Origin of the sequence: Paenibacillus physcomitrellae (assembly GCF_002240225.1) — a bacterium.
Lineage (GTDB): Bacteria > Bacillota > Bacilli > Paenibacillales > Paenibacillaceae > Fontibacillus > Fontibacillus physcomitrellae.
Genome location: NZ_CP022584.1, coordinates 3,438,287 through 3,451,705, shown reverse-complemented (window position 1 = coordinate 3,451,705; position 13,419 = coordinate 3,438,287). Strand labels below are relative to the sequence as shown.

The window sequence follows — 13,419 nt, the reverse complement described above, 5'->3', positions numbered from 1 at the left end:
ACCTTTCAGACAGGCTGGCCTGACTTCCAGGTCAGATAATCGGCTACCGTCGAAACCGCCAAGCTAATCGCCTCTTCCTTTGGCTCCAGCTTGGCATGATGCAGCCCGTAAGGAGTATCTACGCCCAGCCAGAACATGAACCCGGGGATCTCCGCCAGAAAATAACCGAAATCCTCGCCCGTCATCGCTTCCGTGCATTCAAACAGCGTAACGTCCTCCCGCTGCTCAAGCCATCCCATGAACTCCCGCGTCAGCTCCGCTTCGTTATAGACCTGGCGGTAATTCGCGCCATAGTCGATTTCAGCCCGGCATTCAAAGCCGGTTTCGATGCCGGAGACCAGGTTCTCGATCCGCGATTTGATCTTCGTCATCGACTCCGCCGACAACGTGCGGATCGTACCCTCCAGCCGCGCCCGTTCGGCGATGATGTTCTGCTTCGTGCCGCCGTCGATCTTCCCGATTGTGATGACGGCCGAATCCAGCGGATCAATGTTGCGGGCGACGACCGTCTGCAGCTGGCCGACCAGCTGGCAGGCCGCAACCACCATGTCATTGGCTTTATGCGGATAAGCCGCATGCCCGCCGGTGCCGACCAGGTCGATGAACAGCTCCGACGTATTGGCGAACAAAATGCCCGGGCGCGTCGCAATCGTGCCGACCGGATATTCCGGCGCGACGTGCAGCGCCACGATCTGGTCCGGCAACCAGTCCGCCAGCTCCGCGCTCTCCAGCATCGGCTGCGCCCCGCCCGGCCCCTCTTCGGCAGGCTGGAAGATAACGATAAGATCATCGCTGATCGCATGCTCGCTTTGCGCAAAATAAGTGACGATGCCCAGGCCGATCGTCATGTGCAGATCATGTCCGCAGGCGTGCATATACCCTTTATGCGTCGAGCGGAATTCATAGCCCGTCTCCTCTTCGATCGGCAGCCCGTCCATATCGGCGCGGTAGCCGAATTTGCGGCGCGGTTCGGCACCCGTGCCAGTGATTTTCACCAGAATGCCGGTTCTCCACGTCCGGATCTCCATCCGTTCCTGCGGCAGCCCCGCCAGAACATTCAGCAGATACCGCTGGGTTTTAAATTCTTCAAACCCCGGCTCCGGAATTTGGTGCAGATCGCGGCGGATGCCGATCAAAATGTTCTCTCTGTCCTTCACCCATTGGTTCATCAACGTCTTCCCCCTGTCTTATGTAGACAGAAAGCCCGGCGGTGTACGCCGAGCTTTCTAAGCTTGTTTAATTATAAAGCATCTCCAAGTTTGGATTTAGCCGGTTTGCAGACGGGCTGGTTCAAATCTTGCCGTTCGCTTACAGCGTACGGAGCTCAGCCAAAATTTCCGTTTTGGATTTCGTTTTGTCATCCACTTGTTTGATCACGCGTGCAGGCGTACCGGCAACTACGGTGAACGGAGGAACATTTTCAGTCACGACGGCGCCAGCGGCTACGACAGCACCTTCGCCAATGCGTACACCTTCAAGCACAACGGCGTTAGCCCCGATCAATACGTCGTCTTCGACAACTACTGGTTGTGCGGACGGCGGCTCGATAACGCCTGCCAGCACTGTGCCAGCGCCGATGTGGCACATTTTGCCGACTTGTACGCGTCCGCCAAGGACAGCGCCCATGTCGATCATGGTGCCTTCGCCGATGGATACGCCGATGTTGATCACCGCGCCCATCATGATGACGGCGTTGTCGCCAATGTTGACCATTTCACGAATGTAAGCGCCCGGCTCGATGCGAGCGTTGATGTTTTTCAGGTCAAGCAGCGGGATCGCGGAGTTGCGGCGGTCATTTTCCACAACATAATCTTCGATATTAGCGCTGTTGGCTTCAAGCACGCCTTGAATATCGGCCCAATCGCCAAATACAACGCCGCTGCCGCCGGTAATAAACGTCTTCACGTTCTCCCCGAATGATACAGCATCCAGATTTCCTTTGAGATATACTTTAACCGGCGTTTTCTTCTTGCTGGTTTTGATCAGATTAATAACTTCCTGCGTGTTCATTTCAGTAGACATGGGATTGCAGCAGCTCCTTTACGGCCATTTTAGGGCCCTTGACGGACGAGCCGTCCGGGCACAAACTATCTCTTTTATAGCATACAAAGGGGGTTGTCCGCAATTGAAGGTCGTTTCCCTTTTGATAAACAAACTAAGCGGGACTTCACATTTTTCTGTGTTAACTTATTATCAGGGATCTTATCCTCATAAGTCCTCCTGCCTGTTTCGAATTTATTGTGTTCCTGACAAAGGAGAATGAAGATGCGCGGCAACCCATTCAGAAAGAGAAAGTTCAGGTATGTACTAATTGCTATACTTGTGCTTTTCCTGCTTGAGCAAATTCCTGTTGTTCAAAAGATCACTGCCCTCTCATCCACCCGTATCTCTGTCTTTGCTAAGTATGGCAATGATAACTTATCTTTCAAGGACATCGAATATGTGCCCCAGTTCGGAGAATATTTCGGATCTTATCAGAGACAGGACGGGGAGCCCCTTTCCTTTACCGTCTCGCCTAGATTTTTCCCTGTATTTATTATCTATGATCCCGTTAAAAAAGAAGCATTCTTGCCTGAGAACAGGAAGAATGCCCCTTTTTACTCGCCTAGAAGCCGCTCCTTATCCTTCAGGAATTTCCCCACGGCTGCTTCAAAGTCCAAATCCATCCGATCGGCCAGCACGATCAGCCACCACAGGCATTCAGCCAGCTTCTGCTCCAATCCCGGCTCGGGATCAGCTCCTGCAGGCCAACGCTCCTGCTGAGCCATCGTCAGGCGCCCCACTAGTCCGGCGTCCGTCAGAAAGGCTAGGGCATCTTCCTCGATGCTCCATTTGTTCCCGTGATGCCGAATCTCCAGCTCATGATAAAGGTTTCGGATCTGAACGGAACGTTTAACAGCTTCAGTTATATCCATGTTATAGACCTCCTTTCCTTCTCCCTTACTCTCCCGTTCGGCCTACTTAAATATACAGACTTAAACCTGACAGCTGTCTGTCCTATTTAAATCTCAGTTAGGAAAACTCCCTGGCACCGTTATCAGCGATTCTCAAGCCGGAGCCTGTGGCTCAAGAAGACTGCCATGAATGGCAAAAACCAAAGAGCTAAGCGAGAACAGACCGCTTAGCTCCTTAATTTTTCATAACTATCATTCTAATTGCAGGTGAAACCGGCATTTCGTATTAAGATTCGATCAAGCCCTTCTCGACAAGGAAATCATGGGCCACTTGATCTTCCTTTAATCCCTCGATGTCCACTTTCCCGTTCAGATCCTGCATATCTTCTTCCGTAATGGAATCATTCATCGTTTTTAACACATCAGCAATCTCCGGATACTGATCCAGCGTGTCCTGGCGTATGATGGGGGCTGCATAATACGGCGGGAAAAATTGTTTATCATCCTCCAAAATGACCAGATCATTGGCTTTAATTTGGGCATCCGTAGAATAAGCATTCGTTACGTCGGTTTCTCCGCCTTTGATCGCTTGATACATGATGCCGTGGTCCATACCTTTTGCTGTTTTGAAGTTCATATTATACAGCTTTTGTACACCCGGGTAACCGTCGTCCCGATCCAGGAATTCAAATTCTACGCCCAGAACCAAATCAGGGGATACTTTGGCAAGATCGGAGTAGGTCTTCAGATTATACTTCTCGGCCGTACTTTTGGTTACAGCCAGAGTATACGTATTGTTAAAGCCAAGCGGGTCAAGGAAGACCAATTTATCCTGTTTAACCAGTTCTTTTGCACGCTCCAGCGTTTCCTCCGCCGTCCCTGTTTTCTCCTGGTAGTAGTTAGCCACAACTGTTCCTGTGTAATCGGGATAGAGCTGAATTTCATTATTCTTCAGAGCCGTCCAGACAACGTTGGAACCTCCCAGATTCAGCTTCCGGTTCACCTTGATGTCTGTCTTGGCTTCGATCAGCTGAGCCATCATCTCGGCCACCAGTATGTTTTCGGTGAAGTTCTTGGAACCCATCGTAATTTCTTTGCCGCTGTTCGCACCGGCTGTATCTTTAGAGCTTCCACAAGCAGCCAGAATAAGGATTAAAGACATCAGAATGACTGAAGAACTAAATAGCTTTTTATTAATACGGTTCATTGTGATTCCTCCAAACGATTTCAGATAGATAAGACTATCAAGGATGATTAGAGTCAAGGATTACTAGACTTTCAGTCCTTTTGGTGTCGTTAATTTCTCAAGCAGGCCCAATAAATAATCAATAATGATAGCCAGCAAGGCAGCCGGGACTGCGCCCAGCAGCGTCAGCGCTTCGATATTTCTCTGTATGCCGAGGAAAATAAACTCCCCAAGCCCTCCGGCCCCAATAAATGCAGCCAGTGTGGCTGTACCGATATTAATGACCGTAGCCGTTCGAACCCCTGCCATAATGACACTCATAGCAAGCGGCAGCTGAACACGGAACAGGATCTGCCTGCTCGTCATCCCCATCCCCCGTGCTGCCTCAACAACAGCCTTATCCACATCGGTGATTCCGGTATACGTATTTCGGATGATCGGAAGCAAAGAGTAAAGGAATAGAGCGGCAACTGCGGTGTTCATGCCAATCCCGAAGAGTGGAATCATAAAACCCAACAGCGCAAGACTTGGAATCGTCTGCAAAATTCCGGCTGTCCCCAGCGTAATGCCCTTCAGGCGGGGAACGCGCGTAATACAGATGCCTAAAGAGATGCCTACAAGAATCGCAAAAATCATGGAAAGAAATACGAGTTCGATATGGATCAACAGCGCGGATATTAAATCCTGCCATCTGCTGTCCAGCTGCTGAATGATTTGCTGCATAAGCGACTTCTGATTCATGCCCCAACCTCCTTCTGCCCGTCAGACCATTGTGCAGTGAAGGCGGTAAGCAGGCTGCTCCGGGTAACAACTCCCTTGATGATGCCTTCATGATCGACAACGGGAATGATGCCGTAAGGGGCTTCGCCGATTAACAGCAGCGCTTCTTTGGCGGTTGCTGTTTCTTCCAAGACGATCGCCGGCGGATGTGTAACTTCGCTGATAGTTTCATGGTGATCCAGCCCAGCTACTACATCGTAAGCCGAAGCAATGCCAATCAGTTTATTGCTGGAATCGCAGACAAGAAGAGTATCGATCTTTCTCTGCCTCATGTAGGTAAGCGCTTTGCCCAGATTTCGGTCCGGCAAGGTAAAGGAAGGATTATCACGCATGACGGAATGCACAGGGATAAATTCGGGGTTTTGGAAAATTCTATTCTTCCCAATAAAATCTTCAACAAACGCATTGGCTGGCTGACTTAAAATTTGCTCAGGAGCATCTAATTGCACCAGCTCCCCGTCTTTCATAATAGCAATCTTATCGCCAAGCTTCAGGGCTTCATCCATATCATGGGTAACGAAAACAATGGTTTTCTTGACTTCTTTCTGAAGTCTAAGCAGCTCATCCTGCAGTTGTTCCCGAGTGATCGGATCAAGGGCTCCGAAGGGTTCATCCATTAAAATAATGTCAGGTTCACCGGCTAACGCTCTTGCAACGCCTACACGCTGCTGCTGACCGCCGGACAACTGTTTGGGGTATCTTGAGGCATAAATTTCGGGGGCAAGTCCTACGAGGCGAAGCATTTCTTGAACTTTCTGATGCTTCCGCTTCTTATCCCAGCCTTTCAGCTGAGGAATCAGTCCAATATTCTCTTCGATGGTGTAATGAGGAAACAGTCCTACTTGTTGAATGACATACCCGACATCTCTGCGGAGCTTATCCGGGTTCTGAAGATTGACATCTTTATCGTGAATGAAGATGTTCCCGGATGTATGCTCAATCAAGCGATTAATCATTTTCATCGTTGTTGTTTTGCCACAGCCGCTTGGGCCGATCAGAACCAGAATTTCACCCGCAGCGATTTCAAAATTCAAGTCTTTAACCGCAATATGTCCGTTTGGATACCGTTTTGTAACATGTTCAAATTTAAGCATGGCACTCTCCCTTCTACACTCGCATTCAGAGTTGGTGGTCTTTCCTAAGTGTATGTCTATTAATATAACAGACCCCCTTCTAACTGACAACCTTATTTGATAGTATAAATTGTATGTAAATAAGTGGTAATGTTTGCACATAAAATAACCAGATCCCTTTGGATCTGGTTCTTCGCGCTTTACTCGCGCTTTACTCGCGCTTTACTCGTGCTTTAGTGGTTTGGCTCTTTTTTATTGATAAAAAGTTCCGTTCTCTCGTTCATTTTGTCATCCCCGACGGCTATGATGATGTCATTTTCTCTGAGCACCACATGCGGTCCTGGGGATATCGTAATTTCGGTGCCTCTGCGCAAGGCAATGATGGTTGCCCCTGTGTTTTGCCAAAATTGCAGGTTGCCAATCGTCTTCCCTACGACATGAGAATGCTCTTGAATTTTGATTTCAACGGGTTGGTAAGGCTTCAAATTCTGGAGCCTGTCTGACGCCTCCATAATTTGGTGCACTAGCTCCTCAAACTTCCGGTCCATTTGTTGCTTCTCTTCAAGCAGCTGCTGCAGATCCCTCTTTAACGAATGGGCAGTCTTTAATTGGTTATTGCGAATCGTGTATTCAAGAGCTTTCTGGTCCGAAAGGACAATGATCTCCTTGCCCTGGGAGACGGACACGATGTTCTCATCTTTAAGCAAAGCGACGGCCTTACGGATAGTTTCAGGAGATACATGATAGTGGCTGGCTAGTAAGGAGCGGCCTGAAATCTTGCTATTCAAAGGGAATTCCCCTCTGACAATTCTTCCAGCAATATCAAGTGCAATTGTTTTATATCCCGCTTTTTCTTGCAAAATCCATTCTCTCCTTAGTCGAGGTTCTGCCTGAATCCGTCAGGCAACCCAAATTCCTAATAAATTATATCCGTTTTACTTTACGTGAAACAAGCCGCACCAAATCGAGCGTCAGCACCGACAAATATGCGGACGCAGGGTAAGCGAGATACCGCGGTTCCCATTGTGGATTAAACTTCTCCTTGTATTTCCGAAGGCCCTTAAAGCCATACCAGTGGCCACCGTGCTGGAACACAAGACGGGCCAGCCGCTCCTCGCGCAGTGCCCTATCCTTCTGTCCTACGCTGGACAGGGGTGCATTTCCCAGATTAAATACCTTGTAGTCATTCTCCTTAGACCATTCCAGCAGCCGTACGAACAGGTTGTCCATCGTGCCGTTCGGTACGCCTGGGCTGTGCCGCATCAGGTCAATCGATACCGTCTCTCTCCCATCATAGGAAGGGGCAATCGAAGCGAAGGCAATGACAGAGCCTTCCGGATTCTTCAGCAGCGCCAGCGGCGCTTCCTGGAGGTAAGCCGGTTCAAACCAGCCCAGCGAGAAACCTTTCTCCTGGCGGCCTTTCAACCAGGCATCGGAGATCCCTTTCAGCTCCTCCAGGAGTTTGTCCCCATACGGAGGATTTGCAACCTCAAAAGTATAGCCTTCCCGTTCAAAGCGATTTCGGACGCTGCGCAAATCTGCGTTCCTCCGGCCGGCTAGCGAGAAATCATCTACATGAATCAGCGCTTCTTCCCCCAGCTTGAAGAACCGGCAGCCATTGTCATGGTAAAGGGGCAGATAGGCCGGCGTAACCTGGTAAAATACGGCCGACAAGCCGTAAAGATCGGCATAATGCTGGAATTCCGCAATGGCGGCGGATACCAGCTCTAATTTTCCAAGCGGATCACCCAGCACCACCAGTTTATCCCGCACTTTGGAATAAGGAAGCAGTACCCGGCCATCTTGCGCCCAATAAAAGCTTTTATCGCCCAGAAACAGCATGTGGGTCAAGGCATTCCCCTTGTTGTCCAACAGAAATTCACGAAGCCGGTCCAAATCCTCCGAAGTCGCCCCCTTAACCCGTAGGCTGTTTGGACGCAGCGAGAACATGAGGATCAGCAAAATCCAGGCGCCGACGAGTCCGATCAGCGTATTCACCGCATAAGCCCGGGACGGCATCCGGCCGATCAACGGCTCCTTCAAATGCAGATGCTTAAAGAAGCTGTAATGAATATGGCTGCCAAGCCAGTAATAAATAAAGGCAATGACCACGGAGATCACCAGCCATAACACCACGGACCGGCGGATGATTGGCGCTCCGCTGCGGTAGAAACGTCCCCGGGAGATCCAGAGCATCAGCGCAACCAGCAGCAGAAAGACGGCTTCCTCGTAATCAAAAGCTTTCGTAAACGTAAACACCGCGCCGGCCAGCAGCATGATGCTGGTCCAGACGTAAGCCTGCCGCACCCGGAGCGAAATGCCGCGGGAAAGCACCACCAGTACAAAACCGACAATAACGGAAAGCTGGTGCGACAGGTGCATAACCGGCATAGACAAGATTTCCTGCGACATCCGAATACGGTACAGCAGCCCCGGCGTCGCTGCGGACAACAGCAGGATCAGGCCGCTGAGCAGCACCAGTTTGCCAAGCGCCCATACGCCCAGATCGCTCAGAAACCGAAACTGTCCCGGCCAGCCCCACAGCTTCTGCCAATAGGTAAGCGGAACCTCAAGCAGCTGCCGTTCCTCCTCCTCGGGACTGGATTTCCGTCCCCGAAAGCCCAGCTCGAAGATCGAAAGAATCAGACCGATGCACCAAGGGATGATGTAATAGAAAAATCGGAACAGCACGATGACCGTCAAGGCCCTTTCAGCCGGAAAACCCATCAGTTTCGTGCCAAGCAGCACGGTCAGGTCGAAAGCCCCGACGCCTCCCGGCGCCATGCTCAAAATGCCCCCGACCGCGGCGACCGTGTACAAACCAAGCATTTCCCGCCACGTAACGCCCCCCAGCACATAATGTGCGATCAGGGAGAACGTCAACCCGGCAAACAGCCATTCCACAAAAGAAGCCCCGATGGCTTCCAGAATTGTCCGCCAGGGAAACAAATCCTTGCCCTGTTTATGGAACCACTTCGCAAACAGCTTCGTCCGCTGCAGAGCAACAAACAAGGGCAGGTAAAGCGCGATGACCCATACGGCCAGGTTGATCCATTTATGCTCGTGCAGCAGCGCTTTGGCTTCAAATAGGCCGAAGATTTCGAGCCAAGCCATGACGGAAAGTCCGTTTAGCACAACCGGTGATAAAAATACCACTCCGGCCGTGATCGACGCCATCGGCACGCCGCTCTTCTTATACAGCAGCGTCCTGACACCCGCCCCGGTCAAGCCGGCGAAACCAAGCAGGTTGTTGAAGGTGTTCGAGATCCAGGAATACCGGAAAGTTCTTCCGGCGCTTACCTGAAAGCGGAACTGACGCCGGATCACAAAGTCGTAACACGACATCACCGCCACGGAAACAAGCGCGAGGATAAAAATTTCAGCCAGCGCTCCGGGCGATATTCGTCTCAGCTCGGCCACCATGACGCCAAGACGGACTTTCTTTAATTCATGCTGCCCGGCCCAGACCACTAAACCAAAGATCAAGACAGGGATCAAGATCCGGACGGTTTTGGTCTGAAAGGCAGCCATCAGGAACCGGACGATGCGGAGACGGGCCAGCTTGTCTTTCACCCTATCCTTCCTTTCTGGGAATATAAATGGAATATAAAACGATGCACTTTGAAAGAAATTTTAAATTCCATTTATACCCCTTTATCCTTTATGCATTTTAAACTCCAGGAACAGCTCGTTATAATGGCCAAGCATGCGTTTGCCCAGGTTCTTGTAAACCTCCAAGTGGCTTGTCACCTCGGAAGGAGGATAGAACCGGATGTCCCCGGAAATGTCCTCGGGGAGAAGCTTCAGCGCGTCCTGGTTCGGCGTTGCGTAGCCCACGTATTCGGCGTTCTGCGCCGCTACGTCCGGCTCCAGCATGAAGTTGATGAACTTGTGCGCGCCATCAAGATTTTTGGCTGTCTTCGGAATGACCATATTGTCGAACCAAAGGTTGGAGCCTTCCTCCGGAACCACGTAATCCAGCGTGTCGTTCTCGTCCATGATTTCCGCAGCATCGCCGGAGAAGACGACGCCCGCCCCGGCTTCGCCGTTCGCGAGCAGCATTTTGATCTCGTCGCCGACGATCGCTTTGACGTTCGGCGAAAGCTTTTCCAGCTTGCGCAGCGCTTCCTGGAGATGGTCCTCGTTCGTATCGTTCAGAGAATAACCCAGGCTGTTCAGGGACATGCCCATGATTTCACGCGCCCCGTCGGTCAGCAGCACGTTGTTCTTGAGCTCCGGATTCCAAAGATCGTTCCAGCTGGTGAACTCGATGCCCTTGGTCAGCTCCGGGTTGTAGACAATACCGACCGTGCCCCAGAAATAAGGCACCGAATATTGATTGTCCGGATCAAAATCGAGGTTCAAGAATCGCGGATCGATTTTGGACAAATTCGGGATTTTATTGTGGTCGATCGGGAGAAGGAGGTTTTCCTCCTTCATTTTGTCGATGGCATAATCGGACGGCACCGCGATATCAAATGTCGTTCCGCCCTGCTCGATTTTGGTCAGCATGGCCTCGTTGGAGTCGAACGTTTGATAGATAACGGTGATTCCGGTTTCTTGTTCAAACCTCGTAATCAGGTCAGGGTCGATGTAATCACCCCAGTTATAAATCGTAAGCGTGTTGGAGCCGGAGTACCCTTGACTGGAGTTGAGCTTGGCGGCAAGCGCCATCAAGCCGAATGCCACGATTAACACGACTGCAAAAATACGGGTCAGCTGTTTCATTCAGGCACCCCCAATTCAGCGGCAGGTTCTTTGCTGCGGTTGCGCATGCTGCTCCTGGACACCCAATAGTAGCCGACAACAAGGATTACGGTCAGCAGGAAGATCAGTGTGGAGAGCGCGTTGATCGACAAAGACACGCCCGCCCGGGCCCGCGAATAAATTTCCACAGAGAGGGTCGAGTACCCGCTGCCGGTCACGAAGAACGTCACCGCAAAATCGTCCAGGGAATACGTAAGCGCCATAAAAAATCCGGACAAAATCGCCGGGCTGATAAACGGCAAAATGACCTTCATCAGCACGTCCCGGCTGCTTGCGCCGAGGTCGCGCGCAGCATCCACCAGCGTCGGGCTCATCTCCTGCAGACGCGGCAGGATCATCAGCACGGCAATCGGCACGCTGAACGCGATATGCGACAGCAGCACCGAGGTAAAGCCCAGCTTGATCCCGGCGATCGTAAACAGAATCAGGAACGAGGCGCCAATGATGACGTCAGGACTGACGATCAGCACGTTGTTGAGCGACAGGATTGTATTTTTCACCCGTTTCCGGCGAATCCGGTCAATGGCCAAAGCACCCACAATCCCGATGATCGTAGCGATCGCAGAGGACAGCAGCGCAATGACCAGCGTATTGATCACGATGATGATAAGGCGGGTGTCATGAAAGACCTCGCTGTACCATTCGAGCGTAAACCCTTCAAAGCCGTGCATATTGCCGCCGCTGTTGAAGGAGTAATACATCAGATAGAAGATCGGCGCATACAGCACCACAAACACGATAAACAGATAAACCTTGCCGAGCTTGTTTTTCTCAGTCATTTCCGCACCTCTCTTCCGCCGCCAAGCACCGGCATTAGCACCGCCATAATCAGAATCAGGAAGACGGCTACCGTCGAGCCCATGCCCCAATCCTGCGTCACAAGGAAATGCTGTTCAATAGCCGTGCCCAGCGTGATCACCTTGTTGCCTGCAATAAGCCGGGTCAGCATAAAGAGGGACAAAGCCGGAATAAAGACGGCCATACAGCCGGAACGGACGCCGGACAACGTCAGCGGAAAAATCACCCGCCGCAGCGTGACAAAGCTCGACGCCCCCAGATCGCGGGAAGCCGCGATCAGCGTCGGGTTAATGTCCTCCAGGGCGTTAAAAATCGGCATGATCATAAACGGAATAAAAATATAAACGGACACAAACACAAAACTAAAATCATTAAACAAAATTTGATGTTCGCCGAGACCTATGGCTTTAAACAGCGAATTCACCGGCCCGTAAGTGCCAAAGATGCCGATGAAGGCATAAGCCTTCAGCAGCAGGTTGATCCAGGTCGGCAAAATGATCAGCAGCAGCCACAGCTGCTTATGTTTGGTCCGCGTAAGCGCATAAGCGGCCGGATATGCGACCAGCAGCGAGAAAAACGTAATCAGCAGCGCATACCAGAACGAGCTTAGCGTCATCCGCAAATAAACGGGCGTAAAAAAGCTCGCATAGTTGGACAAGGTGAAATGCCCTTCAATGTCAAACAGCGAATAATACGCGACCAGAACCACGGGCAGGGCGACAAACAGCACCATCCACAAATAATAAGGGATGAGGTACAATCCGCGGGAGCTACGTGACATGGCCGGATACCTCATAGGATTCCAGGCGTTTGTCGAACTCTTCTTCGGTTTCTCCGAATCTCATGACATGGATCGCTTCCGGTTCGAACTGGAGGCCGATCATACTGCCCGGCTCCGCCCGTTTGGTGGAATGCACCAGCCATTCCTGGCCGGATTCATCGTAACAGCTGATCTCGTAATGAACTCCGCGGAACAGCTGGGTGTCCACCTTGACGCGCAGCTTGCCCTGCTCCAGCGCAGTAATTTCAAGGTCCTCCGGACGGATCACGATCTCCACGTTCTCGTTCGGGCGCAGCCCCTGATCCACGCATTCAAACCGCCGGCCGTTGAATTCCACCAGATTATCTTCGATCATCACCGCAGGCACGATATTGGATTCACCCACGAAATCCGCGACAAACCGGTTGATCGGCTCATCGTAAATATCGTTTGGCGTCCCACTCTGCTGGATCACGCCCTGGTTCATGACAAAAATTTCGTCCGACATCGCCAGCGCTTCCTCCTGGTCATGCGTAACGAAAATAAACGTGATGCCCAGCCGCTGCTGCAGCTCGCGCAGCACGTACTGCATCTCGGTTCTAAGCTTCAGGTCAAGCGCCGACAATGGCTCGTCCAACAGCAAGACCTCGGGCTCATTCACGATCGCCCGGGCAATGGCGACGCGCTGTCTTTGTCCGCCGGACATTTCCGTGATCTGGCGCTTCTCGTAGCCCTCCAGGTTCACCAGGCGCAGCGCTTCGCTGACCTTCTCCGAAATCACGTCGTTCTTCATCTTCTTGATGCGCAGCCCGAAAGCCACGTTCTCATAAACATTCAAATGGGGAAACAAAGCATAGTCCTGAAAAACCGTGTTGACCTGCCGCTCGTTCGGCGGAACTTTGTTGATTTTAACACCGTTCAAATAAATCGATCCCTGTGAGGGTTCAATAAAACCTGCGATCAGACGCAGGATCGTCGTTTTGCCGCAGCCGGACGGCCCAAGCAGCGTATAAAATTTACCGCGTTCTATCTCGAAGCTGACTTCCTTCAGCACAGGCTCGTCCTGATCGTACTGCTTGGTCACCTGATCGAAGCGGATAATGGCGTTCTCTCCCATAACAGCCTCCCTTGTCTCTTTAATCATTTCTATATTTTACCCAA

12 protein-coding genes are annotated in these 13,419 nt (G+C 51.3%); all 12 read right to left on the bottom strand.

All coding sequences use genetic code 11. The features are described from left to right. Positions 1-5: 5 nt before the first annotated feature. Positions 6-1,169 (bottom strand): N-acetyldiaminopimelate deacetylase, encoded by a 1,164-nt coding sequence (locus CBE73_RS15570; protein ID WP_094094994.1) that lies wholly within the window; start codon positions 1,167-1,169, stop codon positions 6-8. A gap of 139 nt (positions 1,170-1,308) precedes the next feature. Then, on the bottom strand, positions 1,309-2,022 hold the full coding sequence (gene dapD / locus CBE73_RS15565) for a 2,3,4,5-tetrahydropyridine-2,6-dicarboxylate N-acetyltransferase (RefSeq protein ID WP_094094993.1): 714 nt from the start codon (positions 2,020-2,022) through the stop codon (positions 1,309-1,311). A gap of 575 nt (positions 2,023-2,597) precedes the next feature. Further along, on the bottom strand, positions 2,598-2,915 hold the full coding sequence (locus CBE73_RS15560; RefSeq protein WP_094094992.1) for a nucleoside triphosphate pyrophosphohydrolase family protein: 318 nt from the start codon (positions 2,913-2,915) through the stop codon (positions 2,598-2,600). A gap of 265 nt (positions 2,916-3,180) precedes the next feature. After that, positions 3,181-4,056 (bottom strand): glycine betaine ABC transporter substrate-binding protein, encoded by an 876-nt coding sequence (locus CBE73_RS15555; protein ID WP_244905498.1) that lies wholly within the window; start codon positions 4,054-4,056, stop codon positions 3,181-3,183. A gap of 108 nt (positions 4,057-4,164) precedes the next feature. Further along, positions 4,165-4,821, bottom strand: a complete 657-nt coding sequence (locus tag CBE73_RS15550; RefSeq protein ID WP_094094990.1) for an ABC transporter permease — start codon at positions 4,819-4,821, stop codon at positions 4,165-4,167. Then, a complete protein-coding gene (locus CBE73_RS15545; RefSeq protein WP_094094989.1) occupies positions 4,818-5,954 on the bottom strand; it encodes an ABC transporter ATP-binding protein in 1,137 nt (378 codons plus the stop codon). Before CBE73_RS15545 ends, CBE73_RS15550 begins: the two co-directional genes overlap by 4 nt. A 212-nt stretch (positions 5,955-6,166) precedes the next feature. Continuing rightward, on the bottom strand, positions 6,167-6,793 hold the full coding sequence (locus tag CBE73_RS15540; protein WP_094094988.1) for a GntR family transcriptional regulator: 627 nt from the start codon (positions 6,791-6,793) through the stop codon (positions 6,167-6,169). A gap of 64 nt (positions 6,794-6,857) precedes the next feature. Continuing rightward, complete coding sequence (mprF, locus tag CBE73_RS15535; RefSeq protein ID WP_094096345.1) at positions 6,858-9,464, bottom strand: bifunctional lysylphosphatidylglycerol flippase/synthetase MprF; 2,607 nt, start codon at positions 9,462-9,464, stop codon at positions 6,858-6,860. Positions 9,465-9,587: 123 nt separating this feature from the next. Beyond that, positions 9,588-10,661 (bottom strand): ABC transporter substrate-binding protein, encoded by a 1,074-nt coding sequence (locus CBE73_RS15530; protein WP_094094987.1) that lies wholly within the window; start codon positions 10,659-10,661, stop codon positions 9,588-9,590. Then, complete coding sequence (locus CBE73_RS15525) at positions 10,658-11,479, bottom strand: ABC transporter permease (RefSeq protein ID WP_094094986.1); 822 nt, start codon at positions 11,477-11,479, stop codon at positions 10,658-10,660. Before CBE73_RS15525 ends, CBE73_RS15530 begins: the two co-directional genes overlap by 4 nt. Further along, positions 11,476-12,279, bottom strand: a complete 804-nt coding sequence (locus tag CBE73_RS15520; protein WP_094094985.1) for an ABC transporter permease — start codon at positions 12,277-12,279, stop codon at positions 11,476-11,478. Before CBE73_RS15520 ends, CBE73_RS15525 begins: the two co-directional genes overlap by 4 nt. After that, positions 12,269-13,375 carry an ABC transporter ATP-binding protein gene (locus CBE73_RS15515; protein ID WP_094094984.1) on the bottom strand — a complete coding sequence of 369 codons (1,107 nt, stop codon included), beginning with the start codon at positions 13,373-13,375 and terminating at the stop codon, positions 12,269-12,271. Before CBE73_RS15515 ends, CBE73_RS15520 begins: the two co-directional genes overlap by 11 nt. Between the last annotated feature and the right edge of the window lie 44 nt (positions 13,376-13,419).

Excerpts from the sequence above, each read along its gene's own strand:
- CBE73_RS15545 (WP_094094989.1), bottom strand. The coding sequence starts at position 5,954 with ATGCTTAAATTTGAACATGTTACAAAACGGTATCCAAACGGACATATT.
- dapD (WP_094094993.1), bottom strand. The coding sequence starts at position 2,022 with ATGTCTACTGAAATGAACACGCAGGAAGTTATTAATCTGATCAAAACC.
- CBE73_RS15560 (WP_094094992.1), bottom strand. The coding sequence starts at position 2,915 with ATGGATATAACTGAAGCTGTTAAACGTTCCGTTCAGATCCGAAACCTT.
- CBE73_RS15570 (WP_094094994.1), bottom strand. The coding sequence starts at position 1,169 with ATGAACCAATGGGTGAAGGACAGAGAGAACATTTTGATCGGCATCCGC.
- CBE73_RS15515 (WP_094094984.1), bottom strand. The coding sequence starts at position 13,375 with ATGGGAGAGAACGCCATTATCCGCTTCGATCAGGTGACCAAGCAGTAC.
- mprF (WP_094096345.1), bottom strand. The coding sequence starts at position 9,464 with ATGGCTGCCTTTCAGACCAAAACCGTCCGGATCTTGATCCCTGTCTTG.
- CBE73_RS15525 (WP_094094986.1), bottom strand. The coding sequence starts at position 11,479 with ATGACTGAGAAAAACAAGCTCGGCAAGGTTTATCTGTTTATCGTGTTT.
- CBE73_RS15550 (WP_094094990.1), bottom strand. The coding sequence starts at position 4,821 with ATGAATCAGAAGTCGCTTATGCAGCAAATCATTCAGCAGCTGGACAGC.
- CBE73_RS15530 (WP_094094987.1), bottom strand. The coding sequence starts at position 10,661 with ATGAAACAGCTGACCCGTATTTTTGCAGTCGTGTTAATCGTGGCATTC.
- CBE73_RS15520 (WP_094094985.1), bottom strand. The coding sequence starts at position 12,279 with ATGTCACGTAGCTCCCGCGGATTGTACCTCATCCCTTATTATTTGTGG.
- CBE73_RS15555 (WP_244905498.1), bottom strand. The coding sequence starts at position 4,056 with ATGTCTTTAATCCTTATTCTGGCTGCTTGTGGAAGCTCTAAAGATACA.